This is a genomic window from Novosphingobium sp. BL-52-GroH, assembly GCF_044813085.1.
Classification (GTDB): Bacteria; Pseudomonadota; Alphaproteobacteria; order Sphingomonadales; family Sphingomonadaceae; genus Novosphingobium.
The window spans coordinates 1,482,880-1,508,079 of sequence record NZ_CP171149.1 but is presented as its reverse complement, the minus strand read 5'-3'; the positions used below and the strand labels follow the sequence as shown (position 1 = coordinate 1,508,079).

12 protein-coding genes and 2 pseudogenes are annotated in these 25,200 nt (G+C 66.5%); 5 read left to right on the top strand and 9 right to left on the bottom strand.

All coding sequences use genetic code 11. The features are described 5' to 3' along the window. Positions 1 to 8: 8 nt before the first annotated feature. From ACFFDA_RS06555 to ACFFDA_RS06525, 7 genes and pseudogenes are all read right to left on the bottom strand, one after another. Positions 9 to 923 (bottom strand): dihydrodipicolinate synthase family protein, encoded by a 915-nt coding sequence (locus ACFFDA_RS06555; RefSeq protein WP_404477156.1) that lies wholly within the window; start codon positions 921 to 923, stop codon positions 9 to 11. A gap of 196 nt (positions 924 to 1,119) precedes the next feature. Beyond that, a complete protein-coding gene (locus ACFFDA_RS06550) occupies positions 1,120 to 3,819 on the bottom strand; it encodes a TonB-dependent receptor (protein WP_404477155.1) in 2,700 nt (899 codons plus the stop codon). 224 nt (positions 3,820 to 4,043) lie between these two features. Further along, positions 4,044 to 5,612, bottom strand: a complete 1,569-nt coding sequence (locus tag ACFFDA_RS06545) for a family 43 glycosylhydrolase (protein ID WP_404477153.1) — start codon at positions 5,610 to 5,612, stop codon at positions 4,044 to 4,046. Between the two features lie 4 nt (positions 5,613 to 5,616). Next, positions 5,617 to 7,182 (bottom strand): annotated as a pseudogene (locus ACFFDA_RS06540) (DUF885 domain-containing protein); the annotation flags it as partial. A 243-nt stretch (positions 7,183 to 7,425) separates the two neighbouring features. Further along, positions 7,426 to 8,427, bottom strand: a pseudogene (locus ACFFDA_RS06535) (Ldh family oxidoreductase); the annotation flags it as partial. Next, positions 8,424 to 10,811, bottom strand: a complete 2,388-nt coding sequence (locus tag ACFFDA_RS06530; RefSeq protein ID WP_404477151.1) for a beta-L-arabinofuranosidase domain-containing protein — start codon at positions 10,809 to 10,811, stop codon at positions 8,424 to 8,426. The gene ACFFDA_RS06530 and the pseudogene ACFFDA_RS06535, both read right to left, overlap by 4 nt. 79 nt (positions 10,812 to 10,890) lie before the next feature. Beyond that, the gene (locus ACFFDA_RS06525) at positions 10,891 to 11,628 is read right to left on the bottom strand and encodes a FadR/GntR family transcriptional regulator (RefSeq protein WP_404477149.1); all 738 of its coding nucleotides are present in this window, start codon (positions 11,626 to 11,628) and stop codon (positions 10,891 to 10,893) included. Between the two features lie 178 nt (positions 11,629 to 11,806). On the opposite strand from ACFFDA_RS06525, the gene ACFFDA_RS06520 reads away from it, so the two are divergent. The 5 genes from ACFFDA_RS06520 (at position 11,807) to ACFFDA_RS06500 (ending at position 21,403) form a co-directional block, all read left to right on the top strand. Further along, positions 11,807 to 14,155, top strand: a complete 2,349-nt coding sequence (locus ACFFDA_RS06520) for a prolyl oligopeptidase family serine peptidase (RefSeq protein ID WP_404477148.1) — start codon at positions 11,807 to 11,809, stop codon at positions 14,153 to 14,155. Continuing rightward, entirely contained in the window at positions 14,152 to 16,908 is a 2,757-nt protein-coding gene (locus tag ACFFDA_RS06515; RefSeq protein ID WP_404477146.1) for a DUF5695 domain-containing protein, read from the top strand. Before ACFFDA_RS06520 ends, ACFFDA_RS06515 begins: the two co-directional genes overlap by 4 nt. Before the next feature lies 1 nt (position 16,909). Beyond that, positions 16,910 to 18,775, top strand: a complete 1,866-nt coding sequence (locus ACFFDA_RS06510; protein ID WP_404477144.1) for an Svx/AvrXca family virulence/avirulence protein — start codon at positions 16,910 to 16,912, stop codon at positions 18,773 to 18,775. A gap of 140 nt (positions 18,776 to 18,915) precedes the next feature. Further along, positions 18,916 to 20,511 carry an FMN-binding glutamate synthase family protein gene (locus tag ACFFDA_RS06505; protein ID WP_404478305.1) on the top strand — a complete coding sequence of 532 codons (1,596 nt, stop codon included), beginning with the start codon at positions 18,916 to 18,918 and terminating at the stop codon, positions 20,509 to 20,511. Positions 20,512 to 20,620: 109 nt separating this feature from the next. Continuing rightward, positions 20,621 to 21,403 carry an SDR family NAD(P)-dependent oxidoreductase gene (locus ACFFDA_RS06500; protein ID WP_404477142.1) on the top strand — a complete coding sequence of 261 codons (783 nt, stop codon included), beginning with the start codon at positions 20,621 to 20,623 and terminating at the stop codon, positions 21,401 to 21,403. 94 nt (positions 21,404 to 21,497) lie between these two features. Here ACFFDA_RS06500 and ACFFDA_RS06495 read toward each other — a convergent pair whose 3' ends face one another. Then, the gene (locus tag ACFFDA_RS06495) at positions 21,498 to 22,742 is read right to left on the bottom strand and encodes a dihydrolipoamide acetyltransferase family protein (RefSeq protein WP_404477141.1); all 1,245 of its coding nucleotides are present in this window, start codon (positions 22,740 to 22,742) and stop codon (positions 21,498 to 21,500) included. 3 nt (positions 22,743 to 22,745) lie between these two features. After that, entirely contained in the window at positions 22,746 to 25,094 is a 2,349-nt protein-coding gene (locus ACFFDA_RS06490; protein ID WP_404477139.1) for a transketolase, read from the bottom strand. Positions 25,095 to 25,200: the final 106 nt, after the last annotated feature.

Genomic DNA, 25,200 nt, shown 5'->3' with positions numbered 1-25,200 from the left:
ATGCTCCTTCAGGCTGCCTTCGCGACGGTCAGGTCGGGACGGGTCGCGGCGGCCTTCTCGACCATGGCGATCACTTCGGCGCGGCGCTCGCCCTGCAGGACGTAGCGCGGAGGCAGGACGCGCTCCGACCCGCGGCCCATGACTTCCTCGGCCAGCTTGATCGACTGGACGAGGTCGTGCTCGGCATCGAGGTGCAGCAGCGGCATGAACCAGCGGTAGATTTCCATGGCCTTGGCATGGTCGCCGCGCGCGAAGGCCGCAACCAGCTCCACCGATTCCTTGGGGAAAGCGTTGGTCAGGCCCGAGACCCAGCCCTGTGCGCCAAGGTAGAGCCCTTCGAGCGCCACGTCGTCGAGTCCCGCGAACAGCACGTAGCGGTCGCCGAAGGCGTTGCGGAAGTCGGTGAAGCGGCGGGTATCGGGCGCCGATTCCTTGACCGCGACGATGTTGGGCACGTCGATCAGGGCGGTCAGCACCTTCTGGTCGATCACGGTGCGGTAGGCCGGGGGGTTGTTGTAGAGCATGATCGGCAGGCCGGTCTGCTCCGCCACGCCCTTGAAGTGGGCGACGAGTTCATGCGCCTTGGGCACGTAGACCATCGGTGGCAGCAGCATCAGGCCGTCGGCGCCCGCCTTCTCGGCAGCCTGGGCATAGCGAACCGCGCGTCGCGTGTCGTATTCGGACACGCCGGTGATGACGGGCACGCGGCCGTCCACCACCTCGACGATCGCCGAGAGAACCTGGACCTTCTCGTCGTACTCGAGCGAGTTGTTCTCACCCACGGTGCCCAGCGCGATGACGCCGGTGACGCCGTCGCGAACCAGGTCGTCGACGACGCGCTGGGTGTCCGCAAGATCGATCGACAGGTCCGTGCGGAGCTGCGTGGTGACTGCCGGGAAAACACCCTTCCAACCGATTGCCATGAATTTCGTCCTGTTATGCGTTAGCTTGAGATATCGTATACGATATTATATGCTGCAACGCAATGCCATTTGTCACTTATCGATCGGGTCTTCGCGATTTTGTAACCCGCCTTGCCCTCGCGGGTGACATTCGAAGGGCCGCGATGCATCGCACCGCGGCCCGTCCTTCAACCCGTGGCCTGCGCGATATCCATGCTCAGAACCGGAAACGGGCACTTGCCTGAACGGTACGCGCCTGCAGACGCACGCCGAGAGGCACCAGCCGGTCCTTGCCCCACCAGGACTGCGTATTGTTCTTCAGCAGATTGGTCCCTTCGATGCTGAAGGTCACGAACTTGAACGGAGTATAGTTCACGGCGGCATCGAGACGCGAAGTCGCATCGACGTAGGGCGAATACTCGGGGAAATCGCTGAACACCCCGGTACGGAACCTGGAACGATGGTTCCACGCAACACGGGTACTGAACTGCGGCGTATCGTAGTAGAGTGCCAGATTGTACGTCATCTTGGACATGCCGATGGCGTTCGAGTCCGATCCGTCCGGGTAATCGATCTTGCCCTTGGCAAGATAGGTCAAATTCGCGGAAGCGCCGAAGTTGCGAAGAATTCCGGGGAGGAAGTCGAAGAACGACTGTGCCGCGATCTCGTATCCCTGGAAGGTGCCGCCCCCCGCGTTGCGGTTGGTCCAGACGTCACCATTGGGAACGCCGACCTCGCCGGGGAACTCGGGCACGTATTCGCGCGCGACGCTGTAGTATATATAGCCTTTCGGCTTCTTGAGGTACGTCGCCACGGAGATCGATCCTGCGCGACCGAAATAGTATTCGAGCGAGGCGTCGAAGCTGTTTTCGGTATAGGCCTTCAGATCGGGGTTGCCGGCATATACGGTCGTGTTGTTGAGCTGGACCACGCGGCTCGGGCGCAACTCGTAGAAGCCCACGCGCTGGACGTTCTTCGTCCAGGCCAGCCTCAACTGAACCTTGGAAGCAAGATGCGCGATCGCATTGAAGCTGGGCAGCACGTCGATGAAGTTGCCCTTGCCCGAAGACGTCGTGATGGTCGGGTTCCAGTTGACGTCGAGCCGGTTCTGCACACTGTCGCTGACACCCCAGGTATTGACCACGCGCGCTCCGAAAACGCCGTCGATCGGAACGCCAAGCTTCATGGCATAATTGAACTGGCCGTAGACCGCGAAAGTACGCTCGGTCGATCCGTAGCCGTTGCCAAGGCTCAAGCTGGGATACTTGGTCGTCCAGTTGGAGCCGCCGTCCGTCTTGTTGGCCTGGACCCACGAGCGCACCGCATCGAAATTGCTCATCAAGCTGGCGCCGTCGAGATGATACCAGGTCGGCGAATCGAAACCGGAGACTTCGGGAGTGCTGGCGATGTAGTCGTAGCCCACTTCGTCCAAAGTCGGCGAAGCGCCGTCGACTTGCGGGAAACTGTCGCGATAGCCGTTGGTGAAGCGAATTTCACGCGAGCTGTATCGCGCGCCCATGCTGAAATCCCGCAGCAGGCCGTTGGTCGTGAGGTTCTGGACGAGGTCGACCTGGGCTGCAAAGCTCTTGCTGGTCTCGACGCTGCGTTCGTCGTGAACGTTGAACAACTGGTACTCGCCCGGATCGCTCAAGTCGACGCCGTTGAACGTGACGGACGGGCCTCGGCCCGATCCCACGTCGGTATCCATGTCGAGCGTGGCGCTCTGGGCCGTCGCAAAACGATAGCTGGTGAGAATCCCGTAATTCTCGCGACGTGATTTATTGTACTGCGTGGCAAAATTGATCCGGGTATGATCGTTGTGCCAATGGGCTTCGAAGTTTCCGCCGTAATTGTAGGAATTGACTTCTTCATAATATGATTCCGGCCCGCCGTTCACGACGCCGGTAGCCGGGGTGACTGTCAAGCCGTCGATCGTCTGGTAATCGGAGTTGCCGTTGTCGGCGTAGCTGATACCCGAGATGTTGTAATTGCCATTGCGGGCGACCAGATGCAGCCGGTCGCGCGAACGCTTTTCGCGGCTGCCGAAGTAGTTGCCCTCGACGACGAAATCGAGCTGGTCGCTCGCCCGCCACTGCCACACGGCATTGATGGCGGGGCGCGAAATCTTGCCCTCCTCGACGCCGTAATTCACCGCATAGGGAACGAGGGTCGTGCCCTGCTGGGCAACGGGAATGCTGTTCAGGTCGGTCCCGAAGAAGACCCCCGGCGTTTCGCTCTCGATGAACGTCTCGTTGTAGTGATTGCGCGTGTACGAGGCGTTTATCAGGAAGCCCATCTCGCCGATGCCGGTATCGAAGCGCTCGCCGACGAGCAGGCTTCCGTAAGGGCTCTTGGTATCGCCGATGCTGGAGAACACTTCGCGGAAGCTTCCGGCGACCGTCAGGCCTCGCTCGAGGTCGAGCGGGCGGCGCAGTTCGACGTTCACGGTGCCGGCGATGCCGCCTTCCACCTGGTCCGGCGTGCGGGTCTTGTAGACGTCCACCGACTTGAGCAGTTCGGCCGGAATGTCCGAAAGGTTCATGGAGCGGCCGACGCCGCTGGCGGCATCATAGCCGTTCACCGTCGTGGAGATGTCGCTCATGCCACGGATCGAGATGTCCCCGCCCTCCCCGTGCGACCGGGTGATCTGGACGCCGGTCACCCGGGCGATCGCTTCGGGGACATTGTTGTCGGGCAACTTGCCGACATCTTCGGCGACGATCGAGTCGACGATCTGCTTGGCCTTGCGCTTCTTGACGGCGGCGGCTTCCACGCTCGCGCGGACACCTGTGACTACGATCGTTTCGCTCGGGGTTTCTTCCGCGGTCTGGGCCTGTGCCATCGGCGCTATGCCCGCGACCAGGATCGCGGCCGAAGACAGCGCCGTCGATAGCTTCAAGGCTTTTAAAGATGTCATCACAAACCCCCTGGTTGAATATCCGGCGCCTTCGATGTGGCCGCCTGAACTTATATCGTATACTTCCTATGATATCTAAACTGAGTCAACCCGATTGTGGCGGTTTGGCGAATTTTATGTCCGACAAATGTCTCGATGGAGATATATCTGGAAAGACAAGCACTTCGGGGCACGGGTTGCTCACCCGCGCCCCGTCCGGTGGCCCGTATTCCGCCGTCAGCGTGTCATTTGCAGGCCGGGCGCGGGGCCTGCTCACGGTGCAGGGTGACCGGCTGCGCGGCGGGTGCGAGCGCCTCCCACTCCTGCACGGCGAGGGCCGCGTGGGTCTTGCCGTCGGTGGACGCATCCATCACCGCGCGCAGGCATCGGGTGGTGACGGCGCGGAACGACACGTCCTGCCAGGCGCCGCTTGCGACCCCATAGCCGCTGGCGCCGCGAACCGGCTTCCAGCCTCCCTTGCCAGCAGTGCTCCAGTATTCCAGGTGCCAGGCAGCCGGCGGCGCCACGCCCAGGCCCGAGCCGGCCGGCTGGTCGTTCCAGAACCGGATGCGCGAGCCGTCGAGCGTGACCGGCTTGTCCCAGCGGTACTCGATCCACTGGCGCGGCGGGTTGTTCGGGGTCCAGCTTCCCCACATGTCGGGCGGCAGCGGGGCGTCCTTGACGATCCCGTCGTTGAGCGACTTGATCCAGAACTGCACCGGCACCGGGTCGTTCGAGGCCGTGGCCCAGGCGGAGCGCGCGATGTTGCGGCTTGGCGCGAGCGGCGGCTGCGGGCGCAGGGTCGGCACCACGGTGCGGATGCGCGCTGGGGTGACGCTGTCGTCCCACTCCATCCGGTCGAGCGCGACGCTACGCCGGAAATGGCCGCCGCCTTTCGCATCGGCGGTGTGGTAGGCCATGTACCACTGGCCCTTGAACTCCACCGCGCCGGGGTGCGACGTGGTCGAGGACACGGGCTTGAGCGCCACGCCGCGATACGTCCATGGCCCCATCGGCGAAGGCGCCGTGCCATAGGCGATGCAGGCGTGATAGACCGCAGGGGTGCAGTCCGAGGTGGGCCCGGCCCTGTTGCCGGCGTAGAGCATGTAGTAGGTGCCCTTGCGCTTCATGATCCAGGGCGCCTCGAAGAAGCCGTCCAGGCCCTCGATCGTCTGCTCCGGGCCTTTCGGCGTCATCATGTCGCGCGCCAGTTCCATGCCGCGCAACTGACCGAACGTACCCCAGTAGACGTAGACCCGGCCGTCGTCGTCGATCAGAACGGTGGGGTCGATGTTCTGGATGGTGTTGGCGGAGGGCACCCGCTGCGAGATGATCGGCCCCGCCGGATGGGCATCGCGCCACGGTCCGACCGGGCTGTCGGCGACGGCGACGCCGATCGCGAAGCGGTCCGCGGCATCGCTGTTCCTCTCCAGCACCGGGGCATAGAAGTAGTAGCGCCTGTCCGGGCCCTGGACGATCTGCCCGGCATAGGCGCGCGCCTCCTCGGCCCACGCGAAGACGTTCTCCGGCTTGGCGATCGCGGGGTAGTGCGTCCATTTGCCCGATGCCGGGTCGGCCGTCTTCAGGAGCTGCCATTCGCCCATGATGAAGTCGTTGACGTCCGGCGGCGCCTGGTCGCGGCCGGCAAGGACCCAGAGCTGCCCGTCCGCAACGAAGGGGGCCGGATCGGTCGAGTAATAGTCACCGTCCGCGAGGATCGGGTTGCCCGGTACGGTCAGTTCGCGTGCATCCCGGGCGAGCGCCGGAGCGGCCAGCGCCGTGGCGCCAAGCAGGGCTGCGGCAAGGCGGATCATCGGTTCATTCCTCATCGGGATAGGGTCCCTTGCCGTCGTCCTTGATGAGCTGGTCGACGCGGGTTTCGATGACCGGCAGCGGCACGCCGCCCAGTTCGAGCACGGCATCGTGGAAGGCGCGGATGTTGAACTTGGGGCCGAGCGCCTTTTCGGCCTTGCGGCGCGCGTTCACGAAGGCGAGCTGGCCCATATAGTAGGACAAGGCCTGACCGGGCCAGGAGATGTAGCGGTCCACCTCGGTCTCGATTTCGTGATCGGACAGCGCGGTATTGTCGCGCAGATACGCCTGCGCCTGCTCGCGCGACCAGCCCATCGCGTGAATGCCGGTATCGACGACGAGGCGCGAGGCACGCCAGGCCTGGTAGCTGAGCATGCCGAAGCGGTCGTAGGGCGTTTCGTACATGCCCATGTCCTCGCCCAGCGCCTCGCAGTAGAGCGCCCAGCCCTCGCCATAGGCAGGCAGGTAGCTGTCGCGGCGGAAGGCGGGCAAGTCGGCGTTCTCGGCCGCCAGCGGCATCTGCATCGCGTGCCCCGGGGCGCTTTCGTGCAGGGTCAGCGCGATCTGCGAGTAGAACGGGCGCGAGGGCAGATCGTAGGTATTGACGAGGTAGATGCCCGGCCCGCCCCGCCCGCCGGTATAGAACGGCGCTATGTCGTCCGGCACCGGCTTGATGGCAAAGCGGCTGCGCGGCATCCGTCCGAAGAACTGCGAGGCCTTGCCGTCGAACGTCTTGGCGATCCAGGCGGCACGATAGAGCAGTTCGTTCGGCGTCTTGGGATAGAACTGCGGATCGGTGCGCAGGAAGTGCAGGAACGCCTTCAGGTCGCCCTTGAATTCGACCTGGTGCATCACTTCGCTCATCTGCGTACGGATCCGCTCCATCTCGGACAGGCCGGTCTGGTGGATCTCCGCCGGGCTCTTGTCGAGCGTCACGAACTCGCGGATCTTGGAGCGGTAGTAGGCCTCGCCGTCGGGCAGGGCATAGGCGGCCAACGTCTTGCGCGCGCCCGGCTCGTACTCGCGGCGCAGGAAGGCCAGCAGCTTCGCGTGGGCCGGGACGACGCCCCGGGTAATCAGCTGGCGCGCTTCGACACGCAGCTTTTCCTGCCTTTCGGCGGGGATCGTCGAAGGCAGTGCCTTGAACGGTTCGTAGAAGGGCGATGCCTCCGCCGTCTTTGCCTGCGCGACCAGTTCGATGCCCTTGTCGCGGCCCGCCAGCGTGACCTGCGGCGCGGAAAATCCCCGCGCGAGCCCGGCACGCATGTTGTCGATCTGCTGGTCGTAGTAGCGCGGGATCTCGCGCAGCATTTCGATATAGTCGTCGGCCGCCGCCTGGTCCTTCAGTGGGTTGCGCGCCCAGTCGCCGAGGTCGCCCCAGAAGCTGGTGTCGGCATTGAACGGCTTTTCGTAGTCGCGGTAGCGCTGGGCGGCGAGCAGGGCGTCGATCTGCCCCTTGTAGACAGCGAAGTTGACGCGGTTGGCAGGCGAAAGCCGGTCCTGCCGGATGGCGCCGAGCTGCCTTTCGACCTTTTCCCAGCAGGCGAGACGATCCGCCTGCGCCTTGGGGCCGAGGTCGGGCAGGATGATCCGGCTGTTCTTCGGGGTATCCTCGCAAGGGCCGGCCTGCTTCTGGCGCCATTCGTATTCGGCCGTATAGATCGCCTCGAATGCCTTGTCGGCGCTGCGGGCCTCCACTTGGGCGGTGGGCGCCGCGGCCGTCACGCCGGGCGCGGCGGCAAGCGCGGCACCGGCCATCAACATGGCCCGGGCAACCGATGTGTTCACGTCATTTCCCCTTTCGAGAACCTCGATAATATCCTGGTGGAGCTTTGCCGGTATGCGCAGCCCGTCGACTTCGGATCGCGCGCGGGCGACCAGGCGGCGCGACCCGGGAAGTCGGGCGCCCTGCCCCTCGATCGCGGCGAACATCGCCTCGGCCCGGCGCAAGTGTTCGTCCATGCCGGCGCCCAGGAAGCCCGCCGGATCGATGGCAACGATCAGTTCGCCGCCCAGCGGCGATCCGCCGCGCGCCCGGTCGGCCGCCAGCGATTCCGCGCTGGTCATGTCGCCGATCAGCGGCCCGGCAAGCAGTTCCACCATCGCCGCCAGCGCCGACCCCTTGTGGGCGCCGAAGGTGCGCATCGCACCGTCCAGCACCGCCTCGGCATCCGCGGACGGGTTGCCCTGCGCATCGTATCCCCACTCGAGCGGGATCGCCTTGCCGGCGCGGCGGTGCAGTTCGATCTCCCCGCGCGCGACGGCGCTCGTGGCGAAATCGAACACGAACGGCGCGGTGCCGGGACGCGGCCATCCGAAGGCGATCGGGTTGGTGCCGAACACGGGCCGGGTGCCGCCTTCCGGCGCGACCCAGGCATGGCTGGGCGTGAAGGCAAGCGCGACAAGCCCCTGCTCGGCCAGCGCCTCGACCTCCGGCCAGAGCGCGGCGAAGTGGACCACCTCGTTCAGCGCCATGGCGGCGATGCCGTACTTGCGCGCCTTTTCGACCAGCAGCGGCATGCCCTGGCGGAAGGGAAGCTGCGCAAAGCCGCCCTTCCCGTCCACCCGCACCAGAGCGGCGGCAGGCTCGCTCACTTCGGGAACGGCATCGGGAACGACCACGCCCCGCTCGATCGACTGGGCGGCCACCAGCAGGCGATACAAGCCGTGCGAGGTACACCCGTCCCGCTCGCCCGAAACCATCGTCTCGGCAACGGCGGCGGCGTGGTCGGGCGCCAGCCCCCACGCCTGCAACACGGCGCGCGCCAGTTCGTCCGCTTGCGCCAGCGTCAGCGCAACCTCATCCGCCACGCTCACTTCGCCGCGCCGACATTGCCTGCATCGGGCTTCGCGGTGAACAGGCGCACGCCGAATACCGGCCCGGCGGAGCTGCGGTCGGCGGGCACGAAGCGCACCTTGACGCTGCTTTTGCCCCTGGTCAGTGCCTCGGGCAGCGAATATTCGACATCGAAGAACTTGCCGGGACGGTCGTTTTCAAGGCGCTGCGTGGCAATCTTCACGTTGTCTACGAGGATGTCGAAGGTGCGCGAACGCTCGCCGCCCCAGTAGCTGGCCTGGAGGAGCAGCGGGCCGGGCTTCACCTTCATCGTGAACTCGAAGTAGCCGCCCGAACGGGCATCGCGGCCGTTGCGCCCCCGGTACGACGCCGGGAACGAGATTTCCGAGGTGAGGTTGTGGTCGCGCTCCGGCTGCATCTCGCCCAGGTGCATGAAGTCGATCGATCGGGCGGCCAGGTCCTTCTGGCGGGCCTGCTCGGCAAGGAACGCGGCTTCCTCGGTCTTCCAGCCGGCCTCGGTGAAGCGCTTGAAGTAGACTGCGCTGCGGCGCTCGTACTGGCTGTAGAAAGGGACGAAGGTGAGGTTGCCCGGGCGGATGATGCCGGCCGTCTGGAAGCGCGGACGGTCCGAAACCATGGGGGCGAAAGCGGTCAGCGGCGCGTCGCCGACCATCGCCGGCTCCACGCCGGTCCATTCCGTCTCCGAAGGCCCGAGGTCTGCGGCAAGCACCAGCGGGCCGCGGACCACCGCGACGACCTCTGGCGAGCCGGGCGCGGCTTCCAGGCGCAGGTCCAGCGGCAGGTGCAGCGCCACCACGTCGCCCTTCTTCCAGCGGCGCTCGACGAAGGCGTAGCCGTTGGTCGGAGTGGAAGGGACTGCGGCGCCGTTGACGGTGATCCGGGCGCGACCTTCCGTCCACGCCGGAATGCGCAGCGCCAGCGCGAACTTGCCCTGCTTCACCGCATCGAGCGTGAAGCGTACGTCGGACTTGAACGGATATTCGGTATCCAACGCCGCCGCCACGCCCTTTGCCCGCCATTGTACGCTGGCGGGGATGTAGAGATTGACGAACAGGGTGTCCTCACCCTCCCAGAAGATGGAATCGCCGTGCTTGGCGTGGCTTTCCATGCCCGAACCGACGCAGCACCAGAACGCTTCCTCGCCCGGCTGCGAATAACCGCGCGCGGCACCGCTCATCATCGGCGTCATGTAGGTGAAGCCGCCGGTCGCCGGGTTCTGCGCCGAGAGAACGTGGTTGAGGTGCGCACGCTCGTAGTAATCGAACAGCGCGCCGTCGGGCTGCCAGCCGTAAAGCTGCCGGGTCAGCTTGAGCATGTTGTAGGTATTGCAATGCTCGCACGTCGATTCCGTGAGGTGCAGCGCCACCGTGTCGGGATCGAAGAAGTATTCGCGATCGGCATTGCCGCCGATCACGTAGCTGTGGTGCCCGGTAACCCGCTCCCAGAAGAAGCGCGCGGCGCGGCCCGGCTCGTCCCTGCCGGTCAGTTCGTGGATGCGGCCAAGGCCGATCAGCTTGGGCACCTGGGTATTGGCGTGGAAGTTGGAGAGCTTGTCCTCCTGCGCCACCAGCGGATCGAGGACGCGGCGGTCGAAGATGTGCTCCGCCACCTTGAGCCAGCGCAAGTCGCCGGTGCGGGCGTAGAGTTCGGCGTAGCTTTCGTTGAGGCCGCCGTATTCGCAGTTGAGAAGGTCCTGCATCTGCTTGTCGTCGAGCGCGGCGAACACCTTCTCGAAGTAACCGCCGAGGCCGATCGCCACGTCGAGCGCCTTGGCATTGCCCCAGGCGCCATGAACGTCGAGCAAGCCGGCGAAGTACTTGTGCACCGTGTAGAGCGGCGACCACGAACCGTTGAGGTCGAAACCGCCGGACTTGATCTCTCCACGCATCACTTCGGGGAAGATCGCCTCGCCATCGACGATCTGGCCGTCCTTGGTCTTGCGCCCCAGCGCGCCGATATAACCGTCGCTGCGCTTCGACTGGCACAGCGCCAGCTCGTCGACGATGTAGTCGGCGCGGCGGCGACATTCGGGGTTGCCGGTCTGCTGCCAGCCCAGCACCAGCGCGGTCATGTAATGGCCCAGCGTATGGCCGGCGATCGTGTCCGATTCCCAGCCGCCATAGATCGGCGCCTTGGGTTCGAGCCCCGCATACTTGCGGAAGTTGTGCAGGAACCGATCGGGACTGAGCGACAACAGATAGTCGATGTTCACGTCCACCGCCGTCGCGAAGGCCGAAGGGCGCAGGCGCACGTCGGTCAGCGGCAGGGGCCTTGCCTTGAGCGGCACCCTGGGCGCGACGATCGCCGCGAAGCCCTTCAAGGGAACAGAGCAAAGCGCCAGCGCCGCAACACCCGCCATCCATTCGCGCCGATTGGCCTTCATGCCCGCAAAACTCCTATCGAATATCGTATACGTTATTGATAGAAGGCGGTCCGGCGAAGTCAACCCCCGCTTCGAGCGCTTACCGCTTCAAGGCAATCTTGGTATCCGAATGCGCCAGTTCGATCAGGGTAATCATCGCCTTGCGTGCCTGCCGGGGATTGCGCTCGGCGATCTGGGTATAGAGCGCATAGTGTTCGGGCATGGCATTGCGCGGCGCCCCGTCGAGGCTCTGCTTGATCGCCGTGGTCGAGGCGATGGCGGTGGAGATCGAGTTGGACAGCGCCAGCAGCATCTCGTTGCGGGTCGCCTCCATCAGCAGCTCGTGAAAGCGGATGTCGGCGGCGCGGCCCTTGGGCGTGGAAAGGGTAAACCGCTCCATCGCATCGAGCGCGTTGGCCATGTCGACCAGTTGTCCCTCGTCACGACGCATGGCGGCCATTTCGGCAGCCTGAGGCTCCACCACCATGCGCAGTTCGAACAGGTCGCGCAGGAATGCGTCACTCGCCCCGCACTGGATCTGCCAGCCGAGCACGTCCGGGTCGAGCAGGTTCCACTTGCGACGCTCGTTGATCCGCGTACCCGCCTTGGGACGGCTGCTGACGAGGCCCTTGGCGGTCAGCATGCGAAACGCCTCGCGCAGGACCGAGCGGGAGACGCCGAGCATGTCGGCATGCTCCACCTCGGCCGGGAAGACGTGCCCGGCGGGCATGGCGCCACTGACGATCTGGGTCGCGAGCCGCTGGGCCACGACGTGATGCAGCCGGCCGCTCGGCAACGGCAGGCCCTCGATCCCTTCGCCCAAACCCAAATCGGCCATCGCGCTCTCTTTCTTCGTCCGTGCCGTCCCCTAGCATGCATTGCGCAAGAGCAGGACACGAAAAGCGCAGATCATATATCGTATATTTTTCTTGACGCCTATCGCGGTGCCCGTCATGACGAGGGCGTTCCCCTGAAATAACCGACGGGCCATAGCCGTGAGCGCATCCCTCCCCCGCATGTCCCGATCCATCAGCGTGTTCGCCATCGCCTGGGCGCTCGGGTCCGCCGCCATGCTCCCCGCGGTAGTTCATGCCGAAGCTGCCCGCCCGCGCGGTGTCGCCGCTCCTGCCCAGCCCAGCATTGCCCAGCGCTACGCCGCGGCCGAAGCCTTCCTGGGCAATGCGCTGGGCGACCTCATCGACAACGCCGACATCGCGCCGCGCTTCGTCGAGGGCGGCCTGTTCTACCGCACCGGCAACCGCGCGGACCAGCGCTACCAGTTGCTCGACCTGGCGACGCGCGAAACCCGGCAGGTGACGACGACCGCCGCGCTCCTTGCCGCGCTGTCCGCCGCCACAGGCAAGGCGGTGACCATCGACGAGGCGCGGATCACCGAAGTCGACTACGACCCGGCGAAAGACGAATTGAAGTTCCACGCCTTCGACGGTGCCCTGTGGGCCATCGACACCGCGGGCAAGGCGTCGCAGATCGAGGAAGCCGACCATCGCGAACTCGACCTGCTGTCCCCCGACGGCAAGACGAAGATCGTCGCGCGCGATTTCAACCTGATCGCCGTCGACGTGGCGACGGGCCGCGAAGTGCCGCTCACCACCGATGGCACGCGCGAACAGCCCTATGGCCGTTCGATCCCCGAACTGTCCGACATCCTGCGCGAAGGGACGGAGGAACCGGCAATGCCGGTTTCCGCCCAGTGGTCGCCCGACAGCCGCTACCTCCTGACCTGGCGGCTCGATACGCGCGAGGTGAAGAAGCTTTCGATCACCCAGCAGAACCCGCCGGGCAGCTTCTATCCGCGCAGCTTCTCCTACGTCTATCCGCTGGCCGGGGCGGAAAAGCTCCCGCAGGCGACCCGCCTCGTGGTCGACGTGCGCGCGGCGACGAAGGCGCGCAAGGCCAGGATCGTACCGATCCGCATGCCGGCAGAATCCCTGCTCTACCCGGCCGCGCCCGACCTGAACTGGGTGGACGGCAAGCCGCGCATGCTCTGGACCGAGCGCGGCTACGGCCAGCAGGCGGTCTACACCGCCGACCCCGAGACCGGCATCGCAACCATCGTGGCGCACGAGGCGGTGAAGCCGGTGGTCACGGTGACCTCCAGCATGATGATGCCCGCGCCCGAGCTGGGCGGCGAGCTTTCCATCTCCGAGCGGACCGGCTGGGCGCAGCTCTATCTCGTGAAGCCCGACGCGCCCGATGGCGGCACCGCGCTTACGCAGGGCAAGTGGGAAGTGCTGTCCGTCGATCACGTCGAGGAGGACAAGTCCGCGCTGGTCGTCACCGGCGTCGGCCGCGAGGCACGGCGCAATCCCTACTGGCGCGCCCTGTACCGGGTGCCCGCCAAAGGCGGCGATCTCACCGAACTGACGCCAGAGCCGCTCGACCACGACGCCAGGGTATCGCCCGACGGCAAGTGGATCGTCGACCAGATGTCCAGCCCTGTCTCGCCCACCCGCGCGGTGCTGCGCGATGGCAGGACGGGCCGCATCGTCAAGGAACTGGCCAGGGCCGACGACAGCCGCCTGCGCGCCCGGGGCTATACCGCGCCCGAGCCGTTCCAGGGCCTCGCCGCGGACGGCACGACGCCGATCTACGGCATGATCCTGCGGCCTGCGAACTTCGACCCCAGGCGCAGCTATCCGGTGATCGACAACGTCTACACCGGCCCCACCACCACCGACGTGCCCGCCACCTGGTCCGACGCGCGGCGCGTGAGCGGCAACAGCCTTGCCCAGATCGGCGCGATCGTGGTCATGATCGACGGCACCGGCACCTCGCGGCGCGGACAGGCCTTCCGGCTTCCCGCCTTCCAGAACCTGGGCGAAGTCGGCCTCGACGATCACATCGCACTGATCCGGCAGATGGCGGCGAAGTATCCGTACATGGATACTACCCGCGTCGGCGTGTTCGGCGGCTCGGCGGGGGGCTACGATACGGCGCGCTTCGTCCTGCGCCGCCCGGATTTCTTCAAGGTAGGCGTGTCGTCCTCGGGCAATCACGACCTGCGGCTCGACAAGACGTGGTGGCCCGAAGTCTCGATGGGCAACCCGGACGAGGCGACGTGGGAACGCAATTCCAACATGTCGGTCGCGGGCCAGCTCAAGGGGCACCTGCTGCTGATCCACGGCGACATCGACGACAACGTGCCGATCACCGAGAGCTTCCGCCTTGCCAAGGCGCTGATGGATGCCGGACGCGACGTCGATCTCGTCGTGCTGCCCAATACCACCCATCGGGTCAACCAGCCGTTCTTCTTCAAGAAGCAGCGCGACTACTTCACCCAATACCTGCTCGGCGAAAGCCCCCCACCGCTCGGCCCGGTGAAATCCCGCGAGGACTCGAAATGAAGCGTCTGTTCAAGCCCCTGCCGATCGTCGCGCTGATGCTGGGCACCGCCCCCGCCCTGCTGCCAATGACTCTCGCCCACGCGGAGGAAGGCGCGGAAAAGCCCAGGCCGGTCTTCCCGCCGATCCAGACCACGGCCATGACGACGCCCGCCTTCGACCTGGCCCTGCGCGCCGATACGCAGACGCTGGCGCACCTGTCTCCCACCGGTGACGCCGCGTTCGACTTCGTCCCCGCGAGCCGCGAGGCCGAGCGCGCGGGCGACGGCTACGTCCACATCGGCGATATCCACATCCGCCTCAGGACCGCCGGAGCCGACTGGCAGGACTTCTCCTCCGCCCACGCCCGCAAGCAGATCGCCGCGCTTGCCGGCGGCGGCAACGTGCTCGCCGCCGCCGACATCACCGCGTCGATGGGCTCCGCCATGCCCCTGCGCGTCGAGCGCCGCTGGGTGAACGACGCGGGCGTGCTGGCGATGCGCTTCACGCTGGTGAACACCGGCACCGTGCCCGTAGAGATCGGCGGCCTCGGCATGCCGATGGTGTTCGACAACATCATCCTCGACCGCGATCTGGATCAGGCCCACGCCCAGGCCAGCTTCGTCGATCCCTACATCGGCCGCGACGCGGGCTACCTGCAGGTCACCCGTTTGAACGGCCAGGGCCCGGCCCTGCTGGTCCTGCCCGAGAAGGGTACCCCGCTCGAAGCCTATCGCCCGGTGCTGGAAGCGCGCGGCGCGTCCAAGGGCGATATCTTCACCGACCGCAGCCCGCGCACGCAGGTCTCGGAAGGGTTCTACGACTGGACGGTCGCCAGCAAGGCCTTCGCCGAAAGGGAATGGGCCAGGGCTGGCCAGCAGTGGAACGACCCCACCAGCTTCACCATCGCCCCGGGTGAAAGCCGCACCATCGGCCTGCGCTTCGTGACCGCGCCCAGCGTGCGCGCGATCGAGGACACGCTGGTCGCCAACAGGCGCCCCGTCGCGATCGGCATTCCGGGCTACGTCGTGCCCACCGACCAGACCGCCAGCCTCTTTCTCAAGAGCGCCAGCAAGGTCGCGAAGATCGAATCCTTCCCGCTGGGCGCGCTGACGGCGACCTCGCGGAAGGCCGGCAAGGGCTGGGCCCGCTACCAGGTCAAGGCCACCGGCTGGGGGCAGGCCCGCCTGACCGTGACCTATGCCGACGGCCAGAAGCAGACGGTGAGCTACTACATCACCAAGCCGCTCGACCAGGTCATGGCCGACATCGGCCACTTCACCACGACCAAGCAGTGGTTCGAAGGCAAGGACGACCCCTTCCACCGCTCGCCCGCGATCCTTTCCTACGACCGCGAGGACAACAAGATCCTCACCCAGGACGGCCGCGTCTGGGTTTCGGGAATGAGCGACGAGGGCGGCGCCGGTTCCTGGGTGGCCGCCGCGATCAAGCAGCTCGACAATCCGAACGCGGAGGAAGTCGCCAAGCTGGAACGGCTCGTCAACGAGACCGTGATCGGCCACCTTCAGGTCGCGGACGGCGCGCAGGCCGGTGCGGTCAAGAAGAGCCTGTTCTACTACGACCCCAAGGAATTTCCGGACTATTACGATCCCGGCATCAACTGGAAGAACTGGACCGCGTGGTCGAAGAAGGATTCGGACGATCTCGGCCGCTCCTACAACTATCCCCACGTCGCGATCGGCCACTGGGTGCTGTACCGTCTGGCCCGCGACAACCAGGGCCTGGTCAAGCAGCACGACTGGAAATTCTACCTCGACTGGGCCTATCGCACTTCGGTCGCGATGATGCGCGATGCGCCGTATTACGCGCAGTTCGGGCAGATGGAGGGCGATGTCTTCGTCGACATCCTCAAGGACCTCAAGCGCGAGGGCCTGAGCGCCCAAGCCACCGAAATGGAAGGCCTGATGAAGGCTCGCGCCGATCACTGGCGCACGCTCAAGTTCCCGTTCGGCAGCGAGATGGCGTGGGATTCCACCGGCCAGCCCGAGGTCTACGCCTGGATGCGGTACTTCGGTTACCAGCCTCAGGCCGACATCACCCGCGAAGTGATCCTCGGCTACGATCCGACGATCCCGAGCTGGGGATACAACGGCAACGCCCGCCGCTACTGGGACTTCCTCTATGGCGGCAAGGTCTCGCGCATCGAGCGGCAGATCCATCACTACGGCTCGGCTCTCAACGCCGTTCCGCTGTTCGACGCCTATCGCCAGAACCCCGCCGACCTGCACCTGCTGCGCGTCGCCTACGGCGGCATGATGGGCGGCGTGACCAACATCGACCAGGAGGGCTTCGGTTCGGCCGCGTTCCATTCCTGGCCGGACATGATGAAGTGGGATGTCATCACCGGCGACTACGGCATGGGCTTCTACGGCCATGCGATCACCTCGGCCAGCTACATGGTCAACGATCCGCAACTGGGCTGGCTTGGGTTTGGCGGAGACATCGAGGCCAAGGGTGCGCAAGTGCGCCTGACCCCGAAGGACGGCGCCCGCCGTCGGCTGTTCGTCGCCCCCGCCGGCTTGTGGATCACGCTGGAATCGGGCCGCATCCAAAGCGCCGTGTACGATGCGAAGTCCGGCAGGGTCGTGCTCGCTCTCGACCCCTCCAGCACCGCCGCGCCAACCGCGCGCCTGCTGTTCGAGACGACCACCGGCGGCGGGCGCACGTACGCGACCGAAGCCGGCACGGCCGATCGCGGCGGCTACGCGATCCCGCTTGGCAGCGGCGCGACCACCGTGACGCTCAGCCCGCGCTGACATGAGGACATTGCTTCAGGCATCGGTGCTGGCGCTGGCAGCGCTTCCCTACCCGGCCATCGCCGCGCCGGTGCCTGCTCGGGTATCGGCGGCGCCGGCCTTCGCAAACACCTGCATGGCCGGAAGCTGGAGCGTGGCGGAAACCGATCCCTCCGACGCGGTCAACTCCGCGCTGCCGCTGCAGATGCAGAGCGCCCATTTCGCGCTCCACTGGAAGCCGGGCACCGTCACGCAGGTCGATGCCCAAGGAGCGGTGAAGCACCTCGAATACGTCTGGGACTATTTCGTCCGCACCCTGCACTTCCCGGAACCGCACTGCGGCTCGGCCACGAAGTTCAAGGTCAACGCCTATATCGGCGTCGACTACGGGCTGACGGGGGGCGCGGACTCGCTGGGCCACATGGGCATGTGGATCGGCCCCGGCGCGCTGAAAGACCGGTTCGGCCTGGCGCACGAGCTGACCCATGCCCTGCAGGCCGCCACCGGCCACCTGATGGATTCGCCCTACACCGGCTGGCTGTTCGAGAGCCACGCCAACTGGATGACCGTGCAACTGCCGGAATTCCGCGAGAATACCCATTGCTCGGTCCTGCTCAAGCAGTACCCGCACCTCTATTACGGCTCCACCCGCACGCGGTACTGCAACTGGCAGTTCCTCGAATACATCAAGGACAAGCACGGATTCGAGGCGGTCAACGACATCTGGCGCAAGGCCCCCGGCACTGCCGACCCCGCGCACCTCACCGCCGATCCGATCAGCGTGCTCAAGCAGAACATGGGCTGGACCCAGGACCAGCTCAACGACGCGTTCGGCGACTGGGCGCTGCACAACGCCAACTGGGACTACACCAATCCCGACGGCTCGGACCAGGGCGCGGTCTTCCGCCGCAACTACGGCACGTACGACCAGACCACCGGACCGGACATCCTTGCCGCCACCGTGCTCGACCCCATCGACCTGGGCAAACGCCGCTTCGCGGTGCCGGGCATGTGGGCACCGCAGCGCTGGGGCTACAACATGGCCAAGCTCTACCCCGACCCCGGCAGCCGCCGCGTAACCGTGACCTTCCGCGGGATCGTCCAGCGGGCCAGCGCCGTCACCGCCCTCCCGGGCCTCGCCGACGAGCCGGAGACGATCCCGGCCCCGTCGTCCGACTGGCGCTGGGGCCTCGTGGCAGTGGGCGCGGACGGCAAGAGCCGCTACGCCCCGCTGCAGCGCGGAGCCAAGGCCACCGCCTCGATCGACGTGCAGCCGGGCGATACCGGGCTGTTCCTGATGGTCATGGCCACGCCGTCGCAGATGCAGCAGATCCGCTGGGACCAGCCTTGGTATTCCATCTACCGCTACCCGTGGATGGCCCAGTTCGAAGGCGCCATGCCCGAGCGTTTCCAGCCCGGGGCCCCTGCCCCCATCCCCGGCGGCCATCGCCACCCGAACGGCGGCGGCTGGGTGGGACCCGGCGCGAAAGTCGCGACCGGCGCCTACGTCGGTCCCTATGCGCGCGTCATCTCGGGCACGGTCTCCGGCAAGGCCCGGATCGAGGATCATGCCGTCGTCATGGACCAGGCGCAGGTCCGCGACGATGCCGTTGCCGCCGGCCTGACGGTGCTGCGCGGCGACACCGTGCTGCGCGATGGCGCCCGGACCGATACCGCGATGCTGGGCATCGGCGAATACGAAAAGGGCATCGTGCTGTCCGGCAGCGCCCGGCTCGTCGGGGATATCGAGCAACGGGGCGCCTCGCTGTCGCGAGGCACCTTCTACGGTTTCGTGGACCCCGCTTCCGTTGGCGCGGAGCATGGCGCGGCGCTGAACGGCCCGGTTCCCGAGGTCACCGCGAAAGTGGAGCCTCGCTGGTATCCTTGAGCGACGGTTGCCGGCCGGCGGCGGGCGGGATGTCCGCAGCTTGCCTTCGATGCACCGCACGGGGGCAGATTCCGCGCGATATCCCTGGACCGATGGCCTAGAACGGCGGCCTCGTTTCGGAGAGGTCTGCCGCCATGGCCATGAGATTGCATCGTTTTACCACTCTTCTGGTCTGTGCCGCGATCGCCGTGATCGCCATCGCGCTGCTGCCCGACCATCACTGGCTGACGGTGCCCGCGATCGTGGCCGTGCTGCTGACGCTGCTCGGGTTGCGCGACCTTGCCCAGCCGATGCATTCGATCCAGCGCAACTATCCGATCATCGGCCATATCCGCTGGTTCGTCGAACTCATCCGCCCCGAGCTTCGCCAATATCTGTTCGAGGCCGACGAGGAGGCCACGCCGTTTTCCCGGTCGCAGCGTTCGCTGGTCTATCGGCGGGCCAAGGGCGAGGCAGGCGATCATCCCTTCGGAACCCTGCTGGACGTCTATCGCGACGGCTACGAGTTCATCGGCCATTCGATGCGGCCGGTGCCCGCTGCCGATCCCAGGGACTTCCGCATCACCATCGGCGGCGACCAATGCGGCCAGCCTTATTCTGCGTCGATCTTCAACATCTCGGCGATGAGCTTCGGCTCGCTCTCCGCCAACGCGATCCGCGCTCTCAACAAGGGCGCGAAGCTCGGCGGGTTCAGCCATGATACCGGCGAAGGCAGTATCAGCCCCTATCATCGCGAATTCGGTGGCGACATCGTGTGGGAGGTCGCCAGCGGCTATTTCGGATGCCGCGATGCCGAAGGGCGCTTCGATCCCGATCGCTTCGCGGCCCAGGCCTGCACCGAGCAGGTGAAGATGATCGAGATCAAGCTGAGCCAGGGCGCCAAGCCCGGGCACGGCGGCATCCTGCCCGCGGCCAAAGTGACGCCCGAGATCGCCGAGACCCGTGGCGTGCCGATGGGACGCGATTGCATATCGCCGTCGAGCCACAGCGCCTTTTCGACCCCGCTTGAAATGATGGCGTTCATAGTCCAGCTCCGCACGCTGTCGGGCGGAAAGCCCGTCGGCTTCAAGTTGTGCCTTGGCCATCCGTGGGAATTCATGGCGATCGTCAAGGCCATGCTGGCGAGCGGCGTCTATCCCGACTTCATCGTGGTGGACGGCGCGGAAGGTGGCACCGGCGCGGCGCCCGTCGAATTCAGCGACCACATCGGCGTGCCGATGCGCGAGGGGTTGTTGTTCGTCCACAACGTCCTGATCGGCGCCGGCATCCGCGACCGCATCAAGGTGGGCGCGGCGGGGCGGATCGTCAGCGCGTTCGACATCGCCAGCGTCCTTGCGATCGGGGCCGACTGGGCCAATGCCGCCCGCGGCTTCATGTTCGCGCTCGGCTGCGTCCAGTCGCTGTCCTGCAACACCAACCGCTGCCCCACCGGCATCGCGACCCAGGACGGCTTGCGCCAGCGCGCGCTTGTCGTACCGGACAAGGCCGAGCGGGTGCGCGGTTTCCACGAGAGCACGTTGCGCGCGCTATCCGACATGATGGCCGCCGCAGGGGTCAGCCACCCGCGCGAGATCGGAGCGCATCATCTCGTGCGCCGCATCAGCGCGACCGAAGTGCGGCAGTTCTCCCAGCTCCACGTCTTCCTGCAGCCGGGCGAACTGCTGGACGGCCAGTGCAGTACGGAATTCTACAAGCGCAACTGGGCCCTCGCGAAGGCGGAGAGCTTCAACGCCTAAGGGCCGATCGACGAGCGCGGCCAGCACCAACCAACGGCACGTCCCGGTCGCCGCCCGGTGGACGAACAAGACGCGCTGCCCCATCCCGCGCCATGAGGACCACACGATCATGAGCAGCCTGCGCAATCTGAACAACCCGGTGACGCTCGTCACCGGCGCGTCGAGCGGTATCGGCGAGGAAATCGCCCGCGAGGCGGCGCGGCGCGGCCACCGCCTGGTCCTGACCGCTCGCCGGACCGACCGCATCGCAGCGCTGGCCGCCGAACTCGGCGCGCTGGCCGCGATCCCCGGCGACCTTTCGGCACCCGGAGGCGTTGCCGGCCTGGTAGAGGAACTCTCGCGCAGGGACATCGCCGTCGACATCCTCGTCAACAATGCCGGGGTCGGTCGCCAGGGCAGCGTCGCCACCCTTCCCGCAGCGCTCCAGACCGGCCAGATCGACCTCAACGTCCGCGCCCTGACCGAACTGACGATAGCCCTGCTGCCGGCGATGGTGGCCCGGGGCGCGGGAGGCATCCTCAACGTCGCATCGCTCGCGGCCTTCCAGGCAGGGCCCAACCTCGCGGTCTATTTCGCGACCAAGGCCTATGTCCTGTCCTTCAGCGAGGCGCTGCACGAGGAAGCGAAGGCTGCCGGCGTCAACGTCACCGCGCTCTGCCCCGGCCCCACGCGCAGCGAGTTCGCCGACGTAGCGCATCTCCACATGTCCACGGCCTTGCGTTCATCCGCGCTGGTCGCGGACCCGGCCGAAGTGGCGCGCACCGGCCTCGATGCCCTGGAACGCAACCGCGCCATCGCGGTGCCCGGACTCGCGAACCGGATCGCGGCGTTCGGGACGCGGCTGGTGCCGCGATCCGTGGCCCGGCGCATCGCCGGCCGGATACAGAAATGAGGACCACGCCTCGCGCAAGGTCGCCGCGAGATCGAGGGCGGGCCATTGGCGCGCCCCGGCGTCCTGCACCTCCGGCGAATTTCCAGCCAGGCTCTCAGGCCACTATCAGCATCGGCGCCTCTACCATTTCTCGGAAGGCGGCCATGAAGCGCGCGGCGACGGCACCATCGATGGCACGATGGTCGAAGCTGCCGGTGGCGGCCATCACGGTCGCGAGACCGATCTCGCCGTCGACTTTCCACGGCTGCTCGATCCCCGCGCCGATGCCCAGGATCATCGCCTGGGGCGGGTTGATTACCGGCACCATCTCGTCGATCCCGAACATGCCCAGGTTCGAGATCGTGGCGGTGCCGCCCTCGTAGTCCTGGGGCATCAGTCGACCTTCACGGGCCTTCGCCGCAAGCGCCTTGCTCGCCTGCGCGATGGCTCCCGGCGACAGGCTCGCGACATCGCGGATCACCGGCGTGACCAGGCCGCCCTCGATCGCCACGGCCATGGCGATATCGACCCGATCGAAGCGATGGAGTTCCTCGCCGGCGAACTGGACGTTGGCTTCGGGCACCTGCCCGAGCGCGCGCGCCATCGCCTTGACCAGCAGGTCGTTGACCGAGAGCTTTATGCCCCGATCGGCAAGCGTCTCGTTGATCGCGCCGCGCAGGCGCAGCAACGGATCGATATTGCAGCGCACGGTGAGGTAGAAATGCGGGACCGTCTGCTTGCTCTCGGTCAGCCGGCGCGCAATCGTCTTGCGCATCGTGGAGAGTTTTTCGGTCCGGACCGGCACGCCCTCGGGCGGGACCGCCCGAACCGGCGCCTGCATCTGCGCCACGGGCGAAGCCACGATCGGCATGGCGGTGCGCGACGGCAGGTTCAGGTCCGCCAGGACGATTTGCCCCCTTGGGCCGGAGCCGGCAATGCCGCCCAGGTCGATACCCTTGGCGCCCGCGATGCGCCGGGCGAGGGGCGTGGCGGCATGCGTCGTGTCGAGATTCGACACGACGACCGGCGCCGGCGCTTCACGCAAGGGCAGCGCAGGCACGTCGACCTCGACCACCGGGACGGCAAGAGGAGCCGCGCCGGGCCCTGCAGCCCCCCCTTCACCGTCGCCGAGCAAGGCGATCACGGTCCCCACCGCCACGTCGGCGCTGCCTTCGGGCACGACGATGCTGGCGATACGGCCGTCCTCGGCCGCTTCCATCTCCATCGTGGCCTTGTCCGTCTCGATTTCGGCCAGCATGTCCCCGGCCTTGACCACGTCGCCGGGCCCCACCAGCCACCGCGCGAGCGTGCCTTTCTCCATCGTCGGGGAGAGCGCCGGCATCTTTATTTCGAAAGTCATGGGTCAGCTCTCCAGGAACAGTTCCGCGGCCGCGTCGATGATCGCCTCGGCATCGAGGCGGTACGTTCGGTAGAGGTCGGGAAGGTCGCCCGTCTGGCCGAAGCGATCGGTGCCCAGCGGACTGATGCGCATTCCGGTGACCCCGCCCAGCCATGAAAGCGCACCCGGCGATCCGTCGAGCACGGTGACGAGTCCCGCCCCCGGTGCCAGCGCACCCAGCAGCGTCTCCGCGTGGCAGGGTTCCGGCCGGGTCCCCTCTCCCTTCCAGCGCGCCGCGCGGCGGGCCGACCAGCCCCGGTGGAGCAGATCGGGCGAGGTCACGTTGAGCAGGCCGAGGCCCGGCAGGTCGTCGCCCAACTGCTCCCACGCCGCCAGCGCCTCGGGCGCGACGACGCCGCTGAAGGCGATCGCCGCTTGTGCGCCGGGTGCGGGGCGGCGCAGCCAGTACCCTCCTTCGAGCGCATCGGCGCGCCAGTCGTCGTCCTCGCGCACCACCTGCGGGATCGACCGCGTCGACAGCCGCAGGTAGACCGCCCCCCCGTCCTGGCGCTGCATGTGCTCGAATGCCCAGCCCATGAAGAGCGCCAGTTCGTCGGCAAAGGCGGGCTCGAAGTAAGTGAGGCCCGGCTGGCCCATGCCGATCAGCGGGGTGTTGATCGACTGGTGCGCCCCGCCCTCCGCCGCGAGCGTCAGGCCTGACGGCGTGCCGACCAGCAGGAAGCGGGAATCCTGGTAGCATCCGTAGTTCAGCGCATCGAGCCCGCGCGCGACGAAGGGATCGTAGACCGTCCCGACCGGCAGCAGCCGCGTGCCGAAGTGCGGCGCGGCAAGCCCGAGCGAGGCGAGCAGGGTGAAGAAGTTGCTCTCGGCGATGCCCAGTTCGATATGCTGGCCGGCCCCGTGCGCGCGCCACTTCTGCGCTGAGGGGATTTTCGCCTTCTGGAACACGTCCGCCAGTTCACGCCGCCGGAACAGTCCACGCTGGTTGACGAACCCACCGAGGTTGGTCGTCTGCGTCACGTCGGGCGCGGTGGTGACGATACGGTCGCCCAGTTCCCCGCCCGCCTTCGCGATGTCGAGGAGGATGCGTCCGAATGCCGCCTGGGTGGACTGCTCGTGTCCCTCCGGAATCGCCAGCCGGGACGGCACCGGGATCATCGGTGCAGCCGGCTCGGCTTCCTTGCGCCCCAGTGCGCTCGCCTTGACGAAGGCGTCCAGGCGCGCGGCGACATTGTCGCCAAGACCGCCCCACGGCTCCCACTCCCGGCCCTCCTCGATGCCCATCCGGCTGCGGAACTGCTCCATCTGGGGCGGGTTCATCATGCCCGAATGGTTGTCCTTGTGGCCCGCAAGCGGAAGCCCGTGGCCCTTGACGGTATAGGCGATGAACAGCGTCGGGCGATCATCCTGGCAGGCGTCGAAGGCCTCGACCAGCGACTGGATGCAGTGACCGCCCAGGTTCGTCATCAGCGCGGCGAGACCGTCGTCGTCGAAGCTCCCGATCAGCGCGGAAACCTGCGGCCGGTCGCCGATGTCCGCCATGAGCCGCGCCCGCCAGGCGGCGCCACCCTGGTAGGTGAGCACCGCGAAGTCGGCGTTGGGGCACTGGTCGATCCATTCCTCGATAACCTTGCCGCCCGGCCGCTTGAAGGCCTGGCGCTGGAGCTTGCCGTACTTGAGCGTGACGACACGCCAGCCGCAGGTCTCGAAGATGTCGTCGAAGCGGCGGAACATGCGGTCGGCGGTCGTGCTGTCGAGCGACTGGCGGTTGTAGTCGACGATCCACCAGCAGTTGCGCAAGTCGTGCTTGTAGCCCTCGATCAGGCACTCGTAGATGTTGCCCTCGTCGAGTTCGGCATCGCCCATCAGCGCGATCATCCGGCCCGCGTCCTCCTCGCGCACCTGGCCATGGGCGATCAGGTAGTCCTGGACGAGGCTGGAGAATGCCGTGACCGCTACTCCCAGGCCCACCGAGCCGGTCGAGAAGTCGACGGGGATCGTGTCCTTGGTGCGCGAGGGATAGCTTTGCACGCCGCCCAGGCCGCGGAAGCGCTCCAGCTTGTCGCGGGTCTGGTTGCCCAGCAGGTAGTGGATCGCGTGGAGCACCGGCCCGGCATGGGGCTTGACCGCAACCTTGTCCTGCGGGCGCAGCGCATGGAAATAGAGCGCCGCCATGATCGCGGTCATCGAGGCGCAACTCGCCTGATGGCCGCCTACTTTCAGCCCGTCGCGCTTCGGACGCAGGTGGTTGGCGTTGTGGATCGTCCAGGCCGACAGCCACAGCAGCCGCTTCTCCAGCGCCTCGAGGGTATCGACGAGGTCTTGTCGGTCGTGAAGCTTGGCTGGCGACATTTCCTGTGCGTTCCTGTGCAAGTGATCAGTTGATGAACGTACTCCACCGAAGCAAAGCATGTCCTTGCTATTTCCAGCGCGAAAGCAGATAATTATGGCATATCCT

Bases quoted from the DNA above. Each gene is read 5' to 3' on its own strand.
- ACFFDA_RS06510 (WP_404477144.1), top strand. From the start codon at position 16,910: ATGAGGACATTGCTTCAGGCATCGGTGCTGGCGCTGGCAGCGCTTCCC.
- ACFFDA_RS06495 (WP_404477141.1), bottom strand. From the start codon at position 22,742: ATGACTTTCGAAATAAAGATGCCGGCGCTCTCCCCGACGATGGAGAAA.
- ACFFDA_RS06490 (WP_404477139.1), bottom strand. From the start codon at position 25,094: ATGTCGCCAGCCAAGCTTCACGACCGACAAGACCTCGTCGATACCCTC.
- ACFFDA_RS06500 (WP_404477142.1), top strand. From the start codon at position 20,621: ATGAGCAGCCTGCGCAATCTGAACAACCCGGTGACGCTCGTCACCGGC.
- ACFFDA_RS06505 (WP_404478305.1), top strand. From the start codon at position 18,916: ATGAGATTGCATCGTTTTACCACTCTTCTGGTCTGTGCCGCGATCGCC.
- ACFFDA_RS06515 (WP_404477146.1), top strand. From the start codon at position 14,152: ATGAAGCGTCTGTTCAAGCCCCTGCCGATCGTCGCGCTGATGCTGGGC.
- ACFFDA_RS06555 (WP_404477156.1), bottom strand. From the start codon at position 923: ATGGCAATCGGTTGGAAGGGTGTTTTCCCGGCAGTCACCACGCAGCTC.
- ACFFDA_RS06520 (WP_404477148.1), top strand. From the start codon at position 11,807: ATGTCCCGATCCATCAGCGTGTTCGCCATCGCCTGGGCGCTCGGGTCC.
- ACFFDA_RS06550 (WP_404477155.1), bottom strand. From the start codon at position 3,819: ATGACATCTTTAAAAGCCTTGAAGCTATCGACGGCGCTGTCTTCGGCC.
- ACFFDA_RS06545 (WP_404477153.1), bottom strand. From the start codon at position 5,612: ATGATCCGCCTTGCCGCAGCCCTGCTTGGCGCCACGGCGCTGGCCGCT.
- ACFFDA_RS06530 (WP_404477151.1), bottom strand. From the start codon at position 10,811: ATGAAGGCCAATCGGCGCGAATGGATGGCGGGTGTTGCGGCGCTGGCG.
- ACFFDA_RS06525 (WP_404477149.1), bottom strand. From the start codon at position 11,628: ATGGCCGATTTGGGTTTGGGCGAAGGGATCGAGGGCCTGCCGTTGCCG.